The organism is Pseudonocardia sp. TRM90224 (genome assembly GCF_021245725.1).
Lineage (GTDB): Bacteria > Actinomycetota > Actinomycetes > Mycobacteriales > Pseudonocardiaceae > Pseudonocardia.
The window spans coordinates 187,084-207,291 of the sequence record NZ_JAJGSX010000010.1; the positions used below are offsets into that span (position 1 = coordinate 187,084).

Below are 20,208 nucleotides of genomic sequence, written 5' to 3' on the forward strand. Positions count from 1 at the left end.
GGAGACGCCACGAGCGGATCCGGCCCCCCGATTCTCGTTCACGTCGAAAGGCAGCAAGGCATGCCCGCCGCCGAATTTGCCGTCGAGCTCGCCGGGATCACAAAACGGTTCCCCGGCGTCGTAGCGAACAAGGACATCGACCTCAAGGTCCGCCGCGGCGAGGTGCATGCCCTCTGCGGGGAGAACGGCGCCGGCAAGTCGACGCTGATGAAGATCCTCTACGGCATGCAGCAGCCGGACGAGGGCACGATCTCCGTCGACGGCAGCGTGGTGCGGTTCCGCTCGCCGTCCGACGCGATCAAGGCCGGCATCGGCATGGTGCACCAGCACTTCATGCTCGCCGACAACCTGACCGTCGCGGAGAACATCCTGCTCGGCGCGGAGGGCATGCACGGCATCGCCGGCGGTGCCCGCGCCCGGATCGCCGAGCTGGCCGAGACGGTCGGGCTCGACGTCGACCCCGGTGTGCTGGTCGAGCGTCTCGGGGTCGCCGACCGGCAGCGCGTCGAGATCATCAAGGTGCTCTACCGCGGCGCCCGCACCGTCATCCTCGACGAGCCGACGGCCGTGCTCGTCCCGCAGGAGGTCGACGAGCTCTTCGAGACGCTGCGCGGGATGCGCGCCGAGGGGTTCACGTTCCTGTTCATCTCCCACAAGCTCGACGAGGTGCGCGCGATCGCCGACGCGATCACGGTGATCCGCCGCGGCATGTCGGTCGGCACCGCCGATCCCGCGACCGTCACGAGCCGCCAGCTCGCCGAGATGATGGTCGGCAGCGAGCTGCCCAGCCCCGAGACCAGGGAGTCCACGGTCACCGACCGGCAGGTCCTCGTCGTCGAGGGCCTCGAGCTGGCCGGCGAGGGCGGGGGCCGGGCCCTGCTGGCCGGCGTCGACCTCGTGGTCCGTGCGGGAGAGGTGCTCGGCATCGCGGGCGTCGAGGGCAACGGGCAGACCGAGCTCGTCGAGACGATCATGGGGATGCGCCGCGCCAGCGCCGGCACGATCACGCTCGACGGCACGGACCTCACCAAACGCACCACCCTGGAACGCCGCGAGGCCGGGATCGGCTACGTCCCGGAGGACCGCACCCGGCACGGCCTGCTCGCCACCCAGTCGCTGTGGACCAACCGGATCCTCGGCTACCAGAGCCGCTCGCCGGTGTCGAAGGGCGGGTTGCTCGGGCTGATCGACAGGGCCGCGACCCGCCGCGACACCCAGCGGATCGTCGACGAGTTCGACGTCCGCACGCCGGGCATCGAGGTCGCCGCCGCCGCGCTCTCGGGCGGCAACCAGCAGAAGCTGGTCGTCGGCAGGGAGCTCTCCGGCGAGCCCGTGCTGCTCATCGCCTCGCACCCCACCCGCGGGGTCGACGTCGGCGCGCAGGCCGGCATCTGGGAGGAGCTGCGCAAGGCGCGCGCCCGCGGGCTCGCGGTGCTGCTCGTCAGCGCCGACCTCGACGAGCTGATCGGGCTGTCCGACACGATCAAGGTGATGCTGCGGGGCAGGCTGGTCGCCGATGCCGACCCGTCGACCGTCACACCGGAGGAGCTGGGAGCCGCCATGACCGGGGCCGACGCCGCGCCCGCGCCGGCAGGAGCCGGCGAATGACCCGCGTCCGCACGGTGCTCCTGCCGCCCGCGCTCGCGATCGTGTTCGCGGCGCTGCTGTGCGCCATCGCGCTCGTGATCAGCGGCGACTCGCCGTTCACCGCGCTGGCCGCGATGATCACGCAGGTCGGGCAGGGCACGACGGCGATCGACATCGTCAACAACAGCGCGATCTACTACATCTCGGCGCTCGCGGTGGCGATCGGCTTCCAGATGAAGCTGTTCAACATCGGCATCGAGGGCCAGTTCCGGCTCGCCGCCTGCGTCGCCGCGATCGTTGGCGGCACGCTCGTGCTGCCGCCGGTCGTGCACACGATCGTGATCCTGCTGGTCGCAGCGGCCGTCGGAGCGGCCTGGGCGGGGATCGCCGCGCTGCTCAAGGCGTACCGCGGGGTCAGCGAGGTCATCTCGACGATCATGCTGAACTTCCTCGCGACCGGGCTCATCGCGTTCCTCATCAGGGACGAGGTGTTCGGCGACCAGCAGGGCAACAACATCTCGACCACGCCGATCCCGCCGAGCGGGCAGTTCCCAGGCATCCCGTTCGGCAGCAGCGGGACGCTCTTCGGCATGGTCTTCGTGGCCGCGCTGCTCGGCCTCGGGTACTGGTTCCTGCTCAACCGCACGCGGTTCGGGTTCGAGCTGAAGGCGTCGGGCGAGTCGCCGACGGCCGCGACCGCGGGTGGCGTCAACGCCCGCCGGATGATCATTATCGCGTTGCTGCTCTCCGGGGCCGTCGCGGGGCTGGTCGGGCTGCCCGAGCTGCTGGGGCGCGACCTCGCCTACACGCTGACCTCGCCGCAGGGGTACGGGTTCACCGGCATCGCGGTCGCGCTGCTCGGGCGCAACCACCCGCTCGGGATCGCGCTGGGCGCGCTGCTGTGGGCGTTCCTCGACAAGTCGGCGCTCGCGCTCGACGCGGTCGGGGTGCCGCGCGAGATCGTCCTGATCATGCAGGGGTCGGTGGTGCTGTCCGTGGTCGTTGCATACGAGATCGTGCGTCGCTACGAGCTGGCGGCCGAGCAACGCAGAGTGGCGGCCGAACTGCGAGCCGCAGCGGAGAAGGTGGCGGCGTGACGACTTTGACGAGCGCTCCGGCCACCGTGCCGCCCGCCGCCCCGAAGGGCCGCCGGATGCCGCCGTGGCTGCGCGCGGTGATCGTCGTCGTGATCGGCGTGCTGATCCTCTCGGTCACCGCGACGCTCACCAACCAGCTCCAGCTCACCTCGCGCGGCACGATGCAGGCCGCGGTGCTGCTGGCGCTCCCGATCCTGTTCGCGGCGCTCGGCGGGTTGTGGTCCGAACGCGCCGGCGTGATCAACATCGGCCTCGAGGGCATGATGGTGCTCGGCACGTGGGGTGCCGCGTGGGCCGGGTACAACTGGGGCCCGTGGGCCGCCGTGATCGGCGGCATGGTGTTCGGCGCGCTCGGCGGGGTGCTGCACGCGATCGCGACGGTGACGTTCAACGTCAACCACATCGTCTCGGGCGTCGCGATCACGCTGCTCGGGTTGGGCATCACGAAGTACCTCTCGACGCTGGTGTTCCTGCCGATCTCGCACAACCCGCGGCAGTCGCCGCTGCTCGAAGGCTTCGAGACGTTCTCGGTGCAGCCGCTCGCCAACGGGCTGCTCGCCGTCGAGAACCAGCAGATAGCCCCGCTCTCGGACTTCGCAGGGCTCATCGGCGGGCTGGTCAGCGGGCTCACCCCGCTCGCGGTGATCGGGTTCGCGCTGGTGCCGATCAGCTACCTCGTGCTGTGGCGCACCCGGTTCGGGCTGCGGCTGCGCTCGTGCGGGGAGAACCCCGTCGCGGCCGAGTCGCTCGGCGTGCACGTCTTCACCTACAAGTACGCGGCCGTCGTGATCTCCGGCGGCCTCGCCGGGCTCGGCGGTGCCGCGCTCACGCTCAACCCCGGCCAGCTCGGTTACCTCGAAGGCCAGACCGGCGGCCGCGGCTACATCGGCCTCGCCGCCATGATCTTCGGCAACTGGCGGCCGAGCGGGCTGCTCGGCGGTGCCGCGCTATTCGGCTACGTCGACGGTGTGCAGCTGCGGGCAGGCGGCGAGGCGGTGCACGCGCTGCTCTACGGCGCGTCGATCCTCGCCGTCGGGCTCGCGCTGCTGTGGGTGGTGCGGCGGCAATGGAAGACGGCCGTGTTCGCCGCCGTCGCGGGGGCCGTGGTCTACGCGATCTACTTCACGATCGACACGGTGCCGCGCGAGTTCGCGACCTACGCACCGCAGCTGGTGACGCTGCTCGTGCTCGCTGCCGCGTCGCAACGGCTGCGCCCGCCCGCGGCGGCGGGTGTCGAGTACCGGCGGGGTGAAGGTGACTGACTGGGACGCGCTGCGCGCCACCGCCGTCGAGGCCGCGGCGTCGGCGTACGCGCCGTACTCGCACTTGAACGTCGGCGTGGCCGCCGTCTGCGACGACGGGCGGATCATCACCGGCTGCAACGTCGAGAACGCCTCCTACGGCCTCGGGGTGTGCGCCGAGGTCACCATGGCGGGCCAGCTGCGGCTGACCGGTGGCGGGCGGCTCGTCGCCGTCGCCTGCCGCTCCGGGACGGGCGAGCTGCTGATGCCGTGCGGGCGCTGCCGGCAGGTGATCTACGAGTTCGGCGGGCCGGAGTGCGAGGTCGACACGCCCAGCGGCCCGAAGCCGATGAGTGACGTCCTGCCCGACGCGTTCGGGCCGGAGCACCTGCCCGGTTAGGGTCGCTGGCATGCATGTCGTCGACGTCATCCACGCCAAGCGCGACTCCCACCGCCTCACCGACGAGCAGATCGACTGGGTGATCGCTGCCTACACCCGCGGCGATGTCGCGGACGAGCAGATGGCGTCGCTCGCCATGGCGATCCTGCTCAACGGGATGGACGCGGCGGAGATCTCCCGCTGGACCCAGGCGATGATCGACTCCGGCGAGGTGCTCTCGCTCGGCGACGTCGGCCGCCCGCTCGTGGACAAGCACTCCACCGGCGGGGTCGGCGACAAGATCACCCTGCCGCTCGCACCGCTCGTCGCGGCCTGCGGCGCCGCGGTGCCCCAGCTCTCCGGACGCGGCCTCGGGCACACCGGCGGCACGCTGGACAAGCTGGAGTCCATCCCCGGCTGGCGGGCGTCGCTGTCGCTGGAGGAGATCGCGGCCCAGCTCGCCGACATCGGTGCGGTCATCTGCGCGACCACCCCGACGCTTGCTCCTGCCGACCGCAAGCTCTACGCGCTGCGCGATGTCACGGGCACCGTCGAGTCGATTCCGTTGATCGCCAGCTCGATCATGAGCAAGAAGATCGCGGAAGGCACGAGCGGGCTCGTGCTCGACGTCAAGGTCGGGTCGGGCGCGTTCATGAAGAGCCTCGACCGGGCGCGTGAGCTGGCCGAGACGATGGTCGCGATCGGCGGCGGGCACGGGTTGGCCACCACCGCGCTGCTCACGGACATGTCGGTGCCGCTCGGCCGCGCGGTCGGCAACGCGCTGGAGGTCGCGGAATCGGTCGACGTCCTGCGCGGCGGCGGGCCGGCCGACGTCGTCGACCTGACGGTTGCGCTCGCCCGCGAGATGCTCGCGCTGGCCGGGATCACCGACGTCGACCCGGCGAAGGTGCTCGCCTCCGGCGAGGCCTACCCGGTGTGGGAACGCATGATCGCGGCGCAGGGCGGCGACCCGACCGCGGCACTGCCGACGGCGAAGCACGTCGAGAACGTCGTCGCCGACCGCTCCGGCGTCATCGCCGGGATCGACGCGCTCGGGGTCGGGGTGGCGGCGTGGCGACTCGGCGCCGGCCGGGCCCGCAAGGAGGACGCCGTGCAGGCCGCTGCGGGCGCGCTGCTGCTCGTGGACATCGGCGAGAGCGTCGAGGCCGGCCAGCCGCTCCTGGAGCTGCACACCGACACCCAGGACGCCGTCGCCGGTGCCCGCGCAGCTCTGGAAGGCGCGCTGCTGATCACGGACGAACCGGCGGAACGCGCGCAGCTCCTGATCGACGCCGTGCGCTCCTAGGAGCGCCCTGAACGACTGGGACCTACTGCGCGGCGCCCAGGAGGCGCCCTCGCGGCGTTGCGCGGACACGTCGATACAACAGCGGTATCGCCGAATCCGCGCGCCTTGCGATGACACCACCTGGACGCCGCTCGCTACGGCCCCAGTCGTTCAGGACCCTCCTAGCGAAAGTCCCCACCGTTTTGGGTGGATGCGCGCCCGTGGGGCGCGCAGGTGCCCAAAACGGTGGGGAAGTTGCGGCTCAGTCGTCGGGGTCGTCGGTGACGGTGTCGCCGACGGACGCGCCGTTGGGCGACTTCACCGAGACCTTGCGGCGGCGCTGCGCCGGGCGGGGCGGGGGCGGCGGCGGGGCCTGCATCGACGGGCCGCGGCCGAGGATGAGCTCGGCGAACGTCGCCATGGCCTCGTCGAGCTGGCCGGCGTTGCGGCGCTCGGACTCGGAGTTGGCACGCGACACCAGGTCGGTGAGCGATGCAGTGTCGGGACGCTCGACCAGCGCGGCGTCGAGCTTGCCGAGCTGGGCCTCGATGGTGCCGCCGAGCGTGCCGAGCCGGCCGGCGACGCCGTCCTCGACGGCGTCGAGACGGCCGCCGAGCGTTTCGAGCCGGTTGCCCAGCGCGTCGAGGCGCTTTGCGAGCGCGTCGAGCGGCTCCGTCGGGTCGACCGCGGGGCGGCCGGCCAGCTCCTCGAGCCTGCGGTGCAGGCCGATGCTGGTGTCGCCGAGGAGGTTGCGCAGACCCTCGCCGGTCTCCTCGAACGCGCGGTTGGCGCCATCGAGCTGCTCGCGGACCATGCGGTCGACACCGTCGATCCGCTCCTTGATCGGCGCGCCGACCGAGGTCGGCATCGCGTCGAGCCGCATCTCGTGGCGGTCGAGGCGGTTGTCGAGGTCGTCGAGCCGCTTGTGCAGCCCGCCGAGGCGGTCGTCGAGCCCGTCCATCCGGCCCGAGACCCCCTCCAACCGCCCGGCCATGCCGTCGAGGCGCCCGTCGAGCTGCGCGAACGGCTTCGCGAGCTTGTCGGGGAGCGACTCCACCGCGCGGCTGACGGTCGCGATCGCGGCGTCCTGCGCGTCGAGCTTCGCGACGGTCTCGTCGAGCCGCTCGGCGAGGACGCTGACCTCGGTGCGGTCCGGCAGCTCGGTGAGCCGCTTGCGGACGGTGCCGAGCGCGTCGAGCGCCGCGAGCCGGGCGTGGATCTCGTCGAGCGAGTCGAAGATCTGCTGCTGCTCGCTGTCGCGGATCTCGGCTGCGCGCATGAGCATGCCGCGCATGCGGTCGAACGAGAGAGTGGAGTCATTGCTCATGGCGGCGGGGAGCTTCCTCTGAGCTGGGTACTGTAGCGGGCACCACAGAGCGTAGCGAGCCGATTCGATCACCCGTCCGCGGCTCCCCAAACGGACGTGCTGTGCCCCGATCGGACCAGTTTTCGCCGCCCATGCGGGTGCCTTCCACCAGGTGTTCTAGCGTTGCTTTTGTGCCTGTGCCGCTGAATGCCGAGACCGTCCGGGATGCACCGAAGGTCCTTTTGCACGACCACCTCGACGGCGGGGTCCGGCCCGCGACCGTCGTCGAGCTCGCCGGCGCCACCGGCTACGAGGGCCTGCCCAGCACCGACGCGACCGAGCTCGGCGCATGGTTCCTCTCCGCGTCGCACTCCGGCTCGCTGGAGCGCTACCTGGAGGCTTTCGGCCACACGGTGGCGGTCATGCAGCGCGCCGATGCGCTCGTGCGGATCGCGGCCGAGTGCGCCGAGGACCTGGCGACCGACGGTGTCGTCTACGCGGAGGTCCGGTTCGCCCCTGAGCTGCACGTCGAGGCCGGGTTGGCGCTCGACGAGGTGGTCGAGGCGGTGCTGGAGGGCTTCCGCGTCGGCACCGCCCGCGCCGCGGAGCGCGGCCGCCGGATCCGGGTCGGCTGCCTGCTCACCGCGATGCGCCACGCCGCCCGCTCGCGCGAGATCGCCGAGCTGGCCGTGCGCTACCGCGACGCCGGTGTGGTCGGCTTCGACATCGCCGGCGCGGAGGCGGGCTTCCCGCCCACGCGCCACCTCGACGCGTTCGAGTACATGCGCCAGCAGAACGCGCACTTCACCATCCACGCAGGTGAGGGCTTCGGGCTGCCGTCGATCTGGGAGGCGCTGCAGTGGTGCGGCGCCGACCGGCTCGGGCACGGCGTGCGGATCGTCGACGACATCACCGTCGACGACGACGGCAACGCCCGGCTCGGCCTGCTCGCCGCGTACGTGCGCGACATGCGGATCCCGCTGGAGATGTGCCCGACGTCGAACGTGCACACCGGCGCGGCGAAGTCGCTCGCAGATCACCCGATCGGGTTGCTCACTCGGCTGCGCTTCCGCGTCACGGTGAACACCGACAACCGCCTCATGTCCGACGTATCTCTTTCGGGTGAGATGTTGGCGCTCGCGGAAACGTTCGGTTACGGGTGGCCCGACCTGCAGTGGTTCACCGTCAACGCGATGAAATCGGCCTTCATCGGGTTCGACGAGCGGCTCGCGTTGATCAACGACGTCATCAAGCCGGGCTACGCCGCACTCATGGCCTGACCACCCGTCCAACGTCCCCACCGTTTTGCCGACCTGCACACCCGAAAGGCCGTGCAGGTTGGCAAAACGGTGGGGAAGTTCGGGTCAGCGGAAGCGCAGCTCGGGCCAGGCCTGCGCCCAGGGGACGGTGCGGCCGGTGCAGAGCCAGACGTCGAGCGTGTCGCCAGGCAGCGGGTGGCACTCGGTGAAGTACGGCCGCAGCCGCGCCGGCTCCTCCACGCCGACCCAGAGGGCGTCGGTCGCCGTCTCCGGCGGCGGGGCGAAGTACCCGTAGCCGCGGTGCGGGCTGTAGGCCGGCGGCGCGCCCGCCCGGCGACCGTAGACGTCGATCGAGGCGGCGATCGGGTAGATGTGGGCGACCACCGCCGTTCGGGCCTGCTGCTGCGGCGGCAGTGCGCGGAACGCGGCCGCGGTGATCTCGCCGGCCGGCTGCATCGCCGTCTCACCCGCTACCAGCGCGGATGCCGGCAGGTAGGGGAGCAGCGGCGCGGGCAGCACGGGCAGCGTCGTGAGCACCCCGGCGGCCGACAGCGCGAACCCGACGGCGGCGAGCACCGCGCGGATCCGCGGTGCGCGGCCGCGCGCCCACGCCGTCAGCTCGACGGCGCCGAGCGCGGTCAGCGCCGGTGTGATCCCGAGCAGGTAGTACGAGCGCCCGTGGATCAGCCCGATCGCCAGGGCGAGGCCGAGCAGCGCGATCGCGAGGTAGCCGGCGGGGTGGCGGCGCGGGGCCCGCAGCACGCGCACCAGGCCGATGATCATCAGCGGCCCCCCGATCAGGCCGGGCAGGATCAACGCGGACGACGCGAAACCGACGGCGCCCTCCCACTCGGCGCGCACGACGTCCGACATCTGCGTGTACGGCCATCCGTTCGCGGCCTGCCACAGCAGCGTCGGAACGGTCAGCACCACGGCGATCGCCCCGCCCGCCCACAGCGCGGGGCGGCGCGGCAGCGCACGGGGGCCGACCAGCAGCACCGCCGCGATGAGCGCCACCCACAGGCCCGGTACCAGGAACTTCGCCTGCAGGCTCACCGCCGTGACCACGCCCGCGAGCAGCAGCAGGCCGTCCCTGCGCATCCGGACCCAGCGCGTGACCAGCCAAAGGATCAGCGTCCAGAGCGCGGGATCGATCGTGTACGTCGCCAGCCAGTGGCTCGCGATCATCGTCCCCGAGACCGCAACCGCGCCGGCGGCGAGCACCTGCGCGCGGCGGCTGCCGCCCAGCTCGCGAGCGATGGCCGCGGCCAGCACGACGGTCGCGGTCGCGGCGATCGTGACGGGCAGTCGGAAGACGACGAGCGAGCCGGGCGCGATCATGTCCATCAGCGCGGCGAGAACGGGGACCAGCGGGGGCTGGTCGAAGTAGCCCCACGCGAGGTGGTCGCGACCGGCTGCGAGGAAGTACAGCTCGTCGAAGAAGTAGCCCGCGCTGTTGCTCGCGACGAGCAGCACGAGCGCGGCGGCCGCGGCGATCAGCAGCACCGGCCGGGTCGCGAAACCCGTGCACTGCGCCGGCGCGTCGGGCCGTGTTCCGATCCCGGTGGTGGTCATGCCGCCATGAGACGGGATCGAGGCCGGTGTTCTGCAGACCCGTCGGTCGGCAGCGGCACCGACGAAAGTAGGTGGGGTGTCCGACCGTCGAGGGTGATCGCGCCCGGCCTGCCGGTCTACCGTGGACGGGTGCGGAACGGCATGCGACCTGCGACACCATGGGTGGTCGTCGCGTGCGCGCTGTTCTTCGTCGGGCTCGACGTGCTGGTGTTCGTGCTCGGCTCGCGCTCGACCGGCCCGCTCGGGCCCTACGCGGCCCTCGTCTTCCGGATCGCGCTCGACCTCGCCTCGATCGCCGTCGTGCGGGCCCCGCGGACCGTGCTCGGCGTGCTGATCGGCGGGTCGGTGGCGCTGCTCGTGAGCGAGCTCGTCGCGCCGGGCGCGCTGGTCGCGACGCCGGTGCTGACCGGCGACCCGCTCACCCCCACGGCCATCGGCGTGGCGATCTGCGTGGCCGTGCAGCTGCGCCACGACCGCACGATGTGGGTGCTCGTCGGGCTGCTGACGCTGCTCGCGACGCGGCCGTGGGACCCGTCGTGGTCGACGATCCCGCTCGGCCTGCTCTACACCGCCGTGCCCGCGCTGATCGGCCGCTTCATGGCCGCGCGGCGCACCCTGGTCGCAGGCCTTCGGGAGCGGGCCGAACGGGCGGAACGGGAGCAGCTGCTGCTCGCCGAGCAGGCCCGTGGCGAGGAGCGCGCCCGGATGGCCGCGGAGATGCACGACGTCGTCACGCACCGGGTGAGCCTGATGGTGTTGCAGGCCGGGGCGATGGAGGTGACCGCGACCGACCCCGCGACCCGCTCGGCGGCCGGTTCGCTGCGCGCCGCCGGCGTCCAGGCGCTCGACGAGCTGCGCGAGATCGTCGGTGTGTTCGGCGGTGAGCGCGTCGGCGCGTCACCCGCGGTCGGGCCGCAGCGACCGCGCGCGCGGCTGGCCGATCTCGTCGACGCGTCGATCGCGGCCGGCGTGCCCGTCGAGCTGGTCTGCACGGGCGCGGAGGGCACCGTCCCGGCGAGCGTCGCGCGCACGGCCCACCGGGTGGTCCAGGAGGCGCTGACGAACGTCCACAAGCACGCTCCGGGCGGCACGGTGTGCGTCGAGGTGCGGTACGGGCCGGACGCGGTCACGGTGGCGGTGCGCAACACGGCGCCCACGCGGGCCGCCGACGGCGCGCTGACCGCGACGGGCTCCGGCAGCGGGCTGCGTGGGCTGCGCGAACGGGTCGAGGTGATCGGCGGGGCACTGCATGCCGCCCCGTCGGCGGACGGCGGGTTCGAGGTGCGGGCGGAGCTGCCGATGGGGGCGCGATGACAGTGCGGGTGCTGGTGGCCGACGACGAGCCGATGGTCTGCGCGCACCTGCGGACGATCATCGGCGCGGCCGGCGACATGGAGGTCGTCGCCGACGCCGCCGACGGCGCGGAGGCCGTCGAGGCGGTCGTCCGGTTCGCGCCCGACGTCGTGCTGATGGACCTGCGGATGCCCGGCGTCGACGGGATCACCGCGATCGCGCGGATCGTCGCGCTGCCCGACCCGCCGCCCGTCGTCGCGCTGACGACGTTCGACGGCGACGACCACGTGCAGCGTGCCCTGCAGGCGGGCGCGGCCGGCTACCTGCTGAAAGCGACGCCGCCGGACGAGCTGGTCGGGCTGGTGCGGGTCGCGGCGCAGGGCCACACCGTGCTCTCCCGTTCGGCCGCGCGACGCCTCGTCGGGCGCACCGGCGACGCCCGCGGGGCGCAGCGCCGGGCGGCCGAGCGGCTGGCGCCGCTGACCGACCGCGAGCGCGACGTCGTCGCCCTGCTCGGCGAGGGCCTCTCCAACACCGACGTCGCCCGCCGGCTCTACCTGACCGAGGCGACCGTGAAGGGCTACGTCTCGCGCGCGCTCGACAAGCTCGGCTGCACCAACCGCACCCAGCTGGGCCTGCTGGCCAGGGAGGCCGGGCTCACTGCCGATTGAGGACGAACTTGCGAGTAGCGGGTGCTGAAGGCTCCGCCTCCAGCCCTCAGCACCCGCTATTGCGCTGCGTGGAACCGGGAGCGCCGCGCTCCCGTCCAAGTGGGCGTGCTCGACGGTGCATTTCGTGGTTCAGCGGCGGTCCGGGCCGGGCTTGTGACACCCGGGCTGCTTCGGGGAGCCCGGTTCCGCCGGCTGTTCCCCGACGTCTACATCCCAGCCGAGCTCGACGCCACGCTGGCCGTCAGGGCTCAGGCGGCCGGGATCCTGATGGCCGGGCGCGGCGCCGTCGCCGGATATGCGGCGGCGGAGCTGACCGGCGCATCGTGCGGCCCGGCGGACGCAGTTGTGGACGTGCTCTTGCTGCGCAGCCGCGCTCAGTCCTACAACACGCCCGGGTTGGAGGTCCGTCGCTGCCGCCTTCGGCCCGGCGACATCTCGAGTTCGGGCGGCATCGACGTCACCGTTCCTGCGCGGACCGCGTTCGACCTGGCCCGCTGGGCGCCGGGGCTCACCGAACGCGTGGTGGCGGTCGACGCGATTGCCCACCGCCACAACCTCACTGCCGGCGGCCTGGAGCGAAGCTGGCTCGCCCACCGCGGCGCGCACGGATACTCGACACTGCCCGAGCTGCTGCGGCTGATCGACCCTCGTGCGGAATCGCCGATGGAATCGCGCATCAGGATGGCGCTGGTCCTCAATGGGCTGCCACCGCCGGCCGTCCAGCACGTCGTCGGCCCCTACCGACTGGATCTCGCCTACCCGTCGGCCCGGCTGGGCATCGAGTACGACGGCCGTCACCACCGCACTCAGGAGCAGGCGCACCACGACCTGAGGAGGGAGGCGGACCTCGCAGCAGCGGGTTGGGTGGTCGTGCGCTTCACCGCATCGACCGTGCTGCACAAGCCGCGAAGCGTCGTGACGCGGGTGCGCTACGAGCTGGGTCGACGAACTGCTTAGCGAGTTGCGGTTGCTCAGGGCTCCTGCGCGAACCCTGAGCACCCGCTACCGAGCTAGTGCACCTGCAGCCGAGCGACGACCTCTTCCACCAGCTCCCGCCACCGGGCCGCTTCCGCGTCGAACGGCGGGCTGGGCTGCAGGCGGGTGGGGTCGGGCTTGGTCAGGAACGAGACGAGCCAGCCGAGCGACTGCGATTCGGCCAGCGCCTCGCGGGCCTCGTCGTCGCGCGCCCAGTCGCCCACGTCGAGCAGCAGCTCGGCGGCCAGCTCCATCTGTGATGCGTCGACGGCGCTGGTGCCCTCGACGATGTCGTGGTCGATCCCGGCGATCGCGTAGTTGTTCAGCTCGTCGACCTCGACGGTCAGCTCACCGACGGTCGCCCGCTCGACGATCTCCGACCAGGTGGAGGCCCGGGCCAGGTCGTGCCCGTCGGCGCCCTCCTCGGAGATCCAGCGGGCGAGTGCGCGCTCCGAGCGGAAGGCGTCGATCTTGCCGGCGGAGCCGAGGAAGACCGCCTTGTCGTTGATGTAGCAGCGGAGGGTGAGGAACTCGCCGTCGCGGGTGGCGATGCGGATGGGGTCGATCCCGACCTCTTCCCAGAACCCGGCCGGCGCGTCGTCCTCCTCGGCCTCGGGTTCGGTGTCCTCGCCGGTCTTGGTGGTGTCGGCGTCCTCGACCTCGTCGTCGAGCACCACCTCCTTCTCGGCGGCGGCGAGCGCGGCGGCATCGACGGTCGGGGTGTCGACCAGGTCGTCGAGCGCGTCGATCACGTCGTCCCACTTGGAGCCGATGGTGTCGACCATCTGCGTCCACAGCCGCGCGCCCTCGCGCCCCACGAACGGCAGCGTGCCCTGGCGCAGCAGCGCGAAGCCGGGCGCCGAGTCGAGCACCTCGGTGACGGATTCGAGCCCGCAGACGTCGGCGATCGAGCGGACCATCTCGGTGATCTCGGCCAGCTCGCCGACCGTCCACGTGTCGGCCTTCTCGGCCGCGATCTCCGGGACACCGACGATGTCGTACTGCTGCGTCTCGTCGGGGGTCAGCTCGGCGACGGTCAGGTCGGGGACGACCGACCACGCCGGGTGGTCGACGAGGTCGTGCTCCCGCGCCGTCCGCACGAACGCTGCGAGCTGGGTGACCTCGGGGAAGACGAAGAGCGAGTCCTCGTCGCCGAGGAACGCCTCCCATTCCTCGCCGTCCTCGCGCCACCGCGGGGCCCACAAGGTGACGAGGTCACCTTCGGTGAGTGAGAGCTGGATCGGGACGATGTCGCTGGCCACGCCGAAAGAGTAGTGCGGTGCCGAGCCGGCGCGATCAGCGCCCGATCGGATGCCAGACGGTCTTGATCTCGCTGTAGGCGCGCAGCCGGGCCGTGCTCGGCGTGCGGGTGTGGTCGGCGTCGGCCGCCGGGCGCGGCAGCACCCGCTTGACGGTGCCGGCCGCGGAGCGCTCCAGGTCGGCCGCGATGTCCTCCGGGGCACCCGCCAGGTCGATCGCCTGCACCTCGGCGTGCGCGGCCAGCCACGGCGCCAGCTCCGCGGTGTTGCCGGTGAGCAGGTTCGCCACCCCGCCCGGGACGTCGGACGTCGCGAGCACCTCGGCGAGCCCGATCGCCGGCAGCGGACGGTCCTGCGATGCGACGGTGACGGCGGTGCAGCCCGTCGCCAGCACGGGTGCGAGCACGTCGATCAGGCCGAGCAGCGACGACGCCTGCGGCGCCAGCACCGCGACCACGCCGGTCGGTTCCGGCGACGACCAGTTGAGGAACGGGCCCGCCACCGGGTTCACCGTCCCGAGGACGGTGGCGATCTTGTCGGTCCACCCGGCGTACCAGACCCAGCGGTCGATCGCGGCGTCGACGGTCGCGGCGGCGCGCTTGCGGGTGGCGCCCTCGGCGGCGACGACGTCGTCGACGAACTGCTCGTGGCGGGCCTGCATCATCTCCGCCACCCGGTAGAGCACCTGGCCGCGGTTGTAGCCGGTGGCACCCGCCCAGCCGGCGCCCGCGCCGCGGGCGGCGCTGACGGCATCGCGCACGTCCTTGCGGGAGGCCAGCGCTGCATGTGCGAGCAGGCGTCCCTTGGTGTCGTGCACGGGGTAGCTGCGACCCGACTCCGAGCGCGGGAACGCGCCGCCGACGTAGAGCTTGTAGGTCTTGGCGACGGCAAGCCGCCCATCCACAGCCATGCTCACGGCACGAGGCTACCGTCACCGGGGCCGGGAACGGGCACGTCGAGGCACACGAGTGCCCACGGCCGGTCCCGCACCCGCGTCATGACCAGCGTCGCCCGCCGCGACCCGGAGAGGCGCAGCTTGCGGTGCAGCGCGTCGACGTCGCCGGCCAGCCCGCGCCGCCGGATGTCGACGGCACCGACGTCCAGCGCGCGCAGCCGCGCCGGCAGCTGCTTCTGGTTCCACGGCGCGGAGTCGATCACCCGCAACGTGCGCGCGAACGGCGTGTGCACGGCACGATCGGCCGTCAGGAACGCGATCTGCTCGTCGATCTTGTGGACGTCGAGGCCGCGGGCGAGATCCTCGACCAGCCCGGCGCGGGTGACGGCCGGGTTCGGGTCGAGCAGGAACTCCGCAGGCTCGCCGACGGCGACGGGGGTGCCCGGCTCGGCGACCAATGTGTCGCCCGCGGGCAGGACGGTCGCCCGCGTGCGTGCCGTGGCCAGCGCAGGCGACCACACGGCGGCCTCCTTCAGCTCACGGTCGACCGCCACGAACTCCAGCTCCCAGCCCTCCGGCACCACGTCGTGCGGGATCCCGGGCGCGGCCTTGATCCCGACCTTGCCCACCCGCCGGGGCAGCTCGAGGCACCACTCCAGCGGCGGCTCGCTCTCGCCGAGCCGCTTGCGCCCGGCGCCGGACCGGCGGGCGGGGTCGACGAACACCCCGTCGACGTCGGCGAGGTCGACGTCGCGGACGTCGGCCTCCCCCGTGTCCACCCGCTCCGCGACACCGTGCACGCGGGCGTTCTGCCGCGCCATCCACACGTGCACCGGGTCGCGGTCGACGGCACGCACTGCGCACTCCGCGGCGATCGCGACGAGGTCGCCGCCGATGCCGCAGCACAGGTCGGCGACGCGGGCGCAGCCCCGGAAGCGCGTGCGGCGGTGGGTCGAGACGACCTCGGCGGAGGCCTGCTCCCAGCCGTCCCTGGTGAAGAACATGTCCGCGGCCAGGCGGAACTTCGCCGAGGCCCGGCGGCGCAGCTCCTGCTGCGCCATCGCGTCGATCACCAGCTGCGTCGGGAACTCGCGCCGCAGCTGCGTGCCCAGCCGCAGGCCCTCGGCCCCGCCGACATCAAGCCCGCGCAACCGCTCCTGCAGCGCCCGCCCCTGCGGCCCGGTCAACGCCTCCAGCCCGGCGATCACGTCCACGGCGCGCACCCGCCGACCCTACGACGCCGGAACTTCCCCACCGTTTTGCCTACTTGCACAGCCGAAACGGCGTGCAAGTCGGCAAAACGGTGGGGACATTCAGGCCGAGAGGTCGAGCGTCGCCAGCTGCGCGCGGGATGCGACGCCGAGCTTCGGGAACGCCTTGTGCAGGTGGTAGCCGACGGTCCGGGGGCTCAGGAAGAGCTGCGCGCCGATGTCGCGGTTGGTCAGCCCCGCCGCCGCGAGCCGGACGACCAGCAGCTCCTGCGGGGTGAGGTCGGCCGGACCCCCCGATGGCCCGGCCGACCTCGTCTCCCCGGTCGCACGCAGCTCGGAACGGGCGCGCGCCGCCCATGGCGCGGCCCCGAGCTGCTCGAACGTCTCCAGCGCCGCACGCAACGGGGCCCGCGCCGCGCTGCGGCGGCGGGTGCGGCGCAGCCACTCGCCGTGCAGCAGGTCGGTCCGGGCCCGCTCGAACGGGCGCGCCCCGTCCGACCGGTGCAGCGCGGCCGCCGCCACGAAGTGCGGCTCCGCGTGGTCGCAGTCGGCGAGCGCCGCGCTGCGCCGGGCGACCGCCCGCGCCCAGGGCTGCCCGACGTGCTCGGCCCACCGCGCGAACCGTTCCGCCACCGTCCGGGCGAGCTCCTCACGACCCGCGCGCGCAGCGGCCTCGACGAGGTCGGGCAGCACGAGCACGTCGCCGTCGAGCTCCGCGAGCCGGTCGGCGGCCTCGTCGAACCGGCCGAGGCCCAGCGCGAGCAGGCCGCGCTGCGCCGGATCGCTCGTCGCGTCGAACTCCGCCTCCTCGCCCGCAACCGCGGCCAGGTGCGCGTGCGCGCGGGTGAGCGCGCCGACGGACTGCTGCTGCCCGGTGTCGCGCGCCAGGCGCAGTCCTTCCGTCACGTCGGTGACGGCGTCGCAGCGCTGCCCGCGGTGCCACCAGGTCGCGGCCAGCACCGCCAGCGCACCCGGCAGCACGTGCAGCTTGCCGGCGTTGCGTCCGCACTGCGCGACCTGCGTGGCGATCGCGTGCGCGCTCTCGTGGTCGCCGAGCAGCAGGTAGCAGTTGGCGATCATCACCATGACCCTGAGGTCGTGGGGGTCGCCGCTCGCCGTCAGCGTGCGCAGCGCCGCGAACGAGCCCTGCAGCGCGGTCTCGTCGCCCAGCTGGCCGGCGGCGACCGTCGCGAGCGCTCGGACGTGCTCCGCGCCGGGCAGCCGCAGCTCGTCGACGGCGGCGACGGCCTGGTCGACGATGCCGCGGGCACGTGCGGCCCAGCCCGCCTCGACCACCCGCATGAGCAGGTCCGATGCCATCTCGGCGTCGTGCTCGGCGACCGCGCGGGCGGCGTCGAGCAGGGGGCGGGCGGCCCGCTCCGGCTCCTTCTCGTCGACGGCGAGCGCCGCCGTGATCCGCGCCAGCTTGGCCAGCTGCACGGGATCGCGCAGGTAGAGGGCCGCGAACCCGGCGAGCGACGCCGCCCACTCGCGCTGGCCCGCGTCGGAGGCGGCTTCGGCGGCCTCGGCGTACCGGCGGCCCTTGCCCGCGGCGTCGGTGCTGAGGCCGGCGGCCTGCTCGCTGGCCGATGCAGCGGCTTCCGGGCTGCCCCGCTCGCGAGCCCGCTCGGCGCTGCGGTCCAGCGCGACCGCGACGTTCTCGTCCGGCTCGACCGCCGCGGCCGCGCGGTGCCACGTCTGCCGGTCGACGTCGTCGGACGCGCCGAGTACCGCCGCCAGTGCCAGGTGCGCGTCCTGCCGTTCCTTGATCGTTGCGCTGCGGTAGACCGCCGCCCGGATCAGCGGGTGCTGGAAGCCGTAGCAGCCCTCCACGAACATCAGCAGCTCCGCGCGCTGCGCCGTCTCGAAGTCGGCGAGGGTGCTGCCCAGCAGCGCGGCCGCCCCGACGACGAGGCCCATGTCGCACGTCCCGTCGGCGGCGCCGACCAGCACCGCGGTGCGGGCCGCGGCGGGCAGTTCGGCGATCCGCGCCATGAACTCGCGCTCCACCCGGCTGCCGCTCGACGTCGCGCCGAGGCGAGGGGTGTCCAACGGCCCGATCGGGACGTTCGACGACCGGCCGGCCAGGTGCGAGTTGGCCAGCTCGATCAGCGCCAGCGGATTGCCCTGCGCCTCGCGCCTGATCCAGTCGACTACGTGTCGTGGCAGGTCGGGGGCGTGCTCGGCGAGCACGGCCGCCGCGGCGGTGGGATCGAGCCGCTGCAGCACCAGCTCGTCGAGACCGCCTGCCGCGAACGCGGGCGCGTGGTCGTCGCGCGCCGCGAAGATCATCAGGACTCCCTCGGCGGCGAGCCTGCGCGCAGCGAACAGCAGGACGTCGGCCGAGGCGCGGTCGAGCCAGTGCGCGTCGTCGACGAGGCAGAGGACCGGCCGGTCCGCCGCGAGCTCCGCCAAGAGCGTCAGCACCGCGAGCCCGACCAGGAAACGGTCGCCGGCCGCCTGTCCGGCGCTGCCCAGTCCCAGCGCCCCGCGCAGCGCGAGCGCCTGCGGCTCCGGGAGCTCGTCGATGCCGCCGAGCACACCCTTGAGGACGAGGTGCAGCCCTGCGTAGGGCAACGTCCGTTCCGTTTCCGCAGCGCCTTCGCAGATCACCAGCATGTCCGGCGCCGCCGCTTGCACGTGCCGGATCAGCGCCGACTTGCCGATGCCGGCCTCGCCACGCACGACGAGCGCGCCGCTCTGCCCCGCGCGGGCCCGCTCCAGCAGCCGCTCGACGGCGAGCACCTCCGCCGTTCGGCCGGGCAGGACGGGCGCGTGCAGCCGATGCACGCTCATGACACCCGCCCCGGCGGAACGAGCAGCGCCAGCAGCCCGACGACGGTGCACACGGTCACGACGGCCGTGCCCACCTGGTAGCCGGCCAGCCCGCCGCCCGCGAGCGTCCAGCCCAGCGCCACCACGCCGGGCCCGACCGTCATCGAGACCGAACGCGCCGTCATGCTGACCCCGCCGGACGTGCCCTCCATGCCGGCCGGGGTGGCCGCCAGCGTCGCCGTGTTGATCGCGGGGTTGAACAGCCCGGCTCCGAACCCGGTGATCGCGAGCCGCCACGCCATGTCGACGAGCCCCGCCTCCGCGTCGAGCGTCAGCAGCGCCCCCATCCCGACGATCATGACGGCCGAGCCGGCCATCGCCACGTACCGCGGCCCCGCCTTGTCGGTGAGCCAGCCGGAGACGACGGAGGCCGGCGCGATCGACCCGACGAAGAACAGCAGCGCGACGCCCGTCAGCTCCGCGCTGCCGTGCAGCACGTCGGCGACGTAGAACGGCAGCAGGAACGCCGTCAGCCCGATCATTAGGCTGGTCGACGCGAGCGCGAGCAGCGCGAACCCGTACGCCCGGCTGCGGACCAGCCCCAGCACCGCGCGGGACGCCGGCAGCCGGCCCCACCAGACGAACAGCGCGACCGTGACCACGCCCGTGGCCGCGGCCAGCACGGGCGTGTCGGCGATGCCCTGCACGGCCAGCAGCAGCGCCGAGATGGCCGCGCCCAGCAGCAGCCCCTCGCGCACGAGCACACCGGAGGGCCGGGGCATCCCGCGGCCGTTGCCGGCCACCGTGCGCCACGCGGTCCAGAGCACGACCAGCACGAGCGGGATCTTGATCAAGAACACCATCCGCCAGCCGAACGCGCCGGCGACCAGCCCGCCGAGCGGCGCGCCGGCCATGCCGCCGAGCGTCATGATCGTGATGATCGATCCGATGGCCTTCCCGCGCTGGTCGGGGCGCACGCTGCCGGAGACGATCGGCATGTACACGGCGACGACGAGCGCGCCGGCCAGCCCTTGCAGCAACCTGGCGGTGATCAGCAGCCAGAACGTCGGCGCGGCGGCCGCGAGGATGCTCGCGGCCCCGACCCCGATCATCGAGACGAGCAGGGACACCCGCGCGTCGGCGCCGTCGGCCCACCGGCCGACCGGGATCGACGCCGCGGCCATCGGGAGCGAGTAGGCGAGCACGACCCACGCCGTCGCGGCGGCCTCGATGCCGAAGTGGCGGCCGATGTCGGGCAGAGCTACGGAAGCCATCGTGATGTCCGAGGTCACGACCAGCATCGCGAGCCCCAGCGCGACGATCGGCGCCCATGACGTGCGGTGCGGCGCGGCGGCGGTCATGACAGGCACCGTAGAAGCTGAAGTTCGGTTGAGGTCAAC

Annotated in this window: 16 protein-coding genes; 9 read left to right on the forward strand and 7 right to left on the reverse strand. The window is 73.1% G+C overall.

The features are described from left to right. Positions 1 to 60 precede the first annotated feature (60 nt). From LL648_RS18755 to LL648_RS18775, 5 genes are read left to right on the forward strand one after another with little or no spacing between them, the layout of a single operon-like run. Positions 61 to 1,608, forward strand: coding sequence for an ABC transporter ATP-binding protein (locus LL648_RS18755; RefSeq protein ID WP_232663881.1), 1,548 nt, complete (start codon positions 61 to 63; stop codon positions 1,606 to 1,608). Continuing rightward, a complete protein-coding gene (locus LL648_RS18760) occupies positions 1,605 to 2,684 on the forward strand; it encodes an ABC transporter permease (RefSeq protein ID WP_232663882.1) in 1,080 nt (359 codons plus the stop codon). Before LL648_RS18755 ends, LL648_RS18760 begins: the two co-directional genes overlap by 4 nt. Positions 2,685 to 2,740: 56 nt before the next feature. Further along, a complete protein-coding gene (locus LL648_RS18765) occupies positions 2,741 to 3,946 on the forward strand; it encodes an ABC transporter permease (RefSeq protein WP_232663968.1) in 1,206 nt (401 codons plus the stop codon). Beyond that, complete coding sequence (locus tag LL648_RS18770) at positions 3,939 to 4,325, forward strand: cytidine deaminase (RefSeq protein ID WP_374112072.1); 387 nt, start codon at positions 3,939 to 3,941, stop codon at positions 4,323 to 4,325. The genes LL648_RS18765 and LL648_RS18770 overlap by 8 nt, the downstream gene beginning before the upstream one ends. Before the next feature lie 10 nt (positions 4,326 to 4,335). Continuing rightward, positions 4,336 to 5,610 carry a thymidine phosphorylase gene (locus LL648_RS18775; RefSeq protein ID WP_232663884.1) on the forward strand — a complete coding sequence of 425 codons (1,275 nt, stop codon included), beginning with the start codon at positions 4,336 to 4,338 and terminating at the stop codon, positions 5,608 to 5,610. 241 nt (positions 5,611 to 5,851) lie between these two features. On the opposite strand, the gene LL648_RS18780 is transcribed toward LL648_RS18775, so the two are convergent. Further along, complete coding sequence (locus tag LL648_RS18780; RefSeq protein WP_232663885.1) at positions 5,852 to 6,916, reverse strand: PA containing protein; 1,065 nt, start codon at positions 6,914 to 6,916, stop codon at positions 5,852 to 5,854. Between the two features lie 131 nt (positions 6,917 to 7,047). Between LL648_RS18780 and LL648_RS18785 the strand changes: the two genes are divergently transcribed. Beyond that, positions 7,048 to 8,175: an adenosine deaminase gene (locus LL648_RS18785; protein WP_232663886.1), complete on the forward strand. Its 1,128-nt coding sequence runs from the start codon at positions 7,048 to 7,050 to the stop codon at positions 8,173 to 8,175. An 84-nt stretch (positions 8,176 to 8,259) separates the two neighbouring features. Here the strand turns inward: LL648_RS18785 and LL648_RS18790 are convergent, their stop codons facing one another. Continuing rightward, positions 8,260 to 9,729 carry a glycosyltransferase family 39 protein gene (locus LL648_RS18790; RefSeq protein ID WP_232663887.1) on the reverse strand — a complete coding sequence of 490 codons (1,470 nt, stop codon included), beginning with the start codon at positions 9,727 to 9,729 and terminating at the stop codon, positions 8,260 to 8,262. Positions 9,730 to 9,858: 129 nt separating this feature from the next. Between LL648_RS18790 and LL648_RS18795 the strand changes: the two genes are divergently transcribed. From LL648_RS18795 to LL648_RS45260, 3 genes are all read left to right on the forward strand, one after another. Further along, positions 9,859 to 11,043, forward strand: a complete 1,185-nt coding sequence (locus LL648_RS18795; protein WP_232663888.1) for a sensor histidine kinase — start codon at positions 9,859 to 9,861, stop codon at positions 11,041 to 11,043. Beyond that, the gene (locus LL648_RS18800; protein ID WP_232663889.1) at positions 11,040 to 11,693 is read left to right on the forward strand and encodes a response regulator transcription factor; all 654 of its coding nucleotides are present in this window, start codon (positions 11,040 to 11,042) and stop codon (positions 11,691 to 11,693) included. Before LL648_RS18795 ends, LL648_RS18800 begins: the two co-directional genes overlap by 4 nt. Positions 11,694 to 11,846: 153 nt before the next feature. Continuing rightward, positions 11,847 to 12,650 carry an endonuclease domain-containing protein gene (locus LL648_RS45260; protein WP_232663890.1) on the forward strand — a complete coding sequence of 268 codons (804 nt, stop codon included), beginning with the start codon at positions 11,847 to 11,849 and terminating at the stop codon, positions 12,648 to 12,650. Between the two features lie 53 nt (positions 12,651 to 12,703). Here the strand turns inward: LL648_RS45260 and LL648_RS18810 are convergent, their stop codons facing one another. From LL648_RS18810 to LL648_RS18830, 5 genes are all read right to left on the reverse strand, one after another. Then, positions 12,704 to 13,930: a primosomal protein gene (locus tag LL648_RS18810; RefSeq protein ID WP_232663891.1), complete on the reverse strand. Its 1,227-nt coding sequence runs from the start codon at positions 13,928 to 13,930 to the stop codon at positions 12,704 to 12,706. Positions 13,931 to 13,964: 34 nt separating this feature from the next. Then, the gene (locus LL648_RS18815; RefSeq protein WP_232663969.1) at positions 13,965 to 14,837 is read right to left on the reverse strand and encodes an aldehyde dehydrogenase family protein; all 873 of its coding nucleotides are present in this window, start codon (positions 14,835 to 14,837) and stop codon (positions 13,965 to 13,967) included. A gap of 2 nt (positions 14,838 to 14,839) precedes the next feature. Beyond that, complete coding sequence (locus LL648_RS18820) at positions 14,840 to 16,045, reverse strand: class I SAM-dependent methyltransferase (protein ID WP_232663892.1); 1,206 nt, start codon at positions 16,043 to 16,045, stop codon at positions 14,840 to 14,842. A gap of 90 nt (positions 16,046 to 16,135) precedes the next feature. Next, on the reverse strand, positions 16,136 to 18,829 hold the full coding sequence (locus LL648_RS18825; protein ID WP_232663893.1) for an ATP-binding protein: 2,694 nt from the start codon (positions 18,827 to 18,829) through the stop codon (positions 16,136 to 16,138). Continuing rightward, complete coding sequence (locus tag LL648_RS18830) at positions 18,826 to 20,169, reverse strand: MFS transporter (protein WP_232663894.1); 1,344 nt, start codon at positions 20,167 to 20,169, stop codon at positions 18,826 to 18,828. Before LL648_RS18830 ends, LL648_RS18825 begins: the two co-directional genes overlap by 4 nt. Positions 20,170 to 20,208 lie beyond the last annotated feature (39 nt).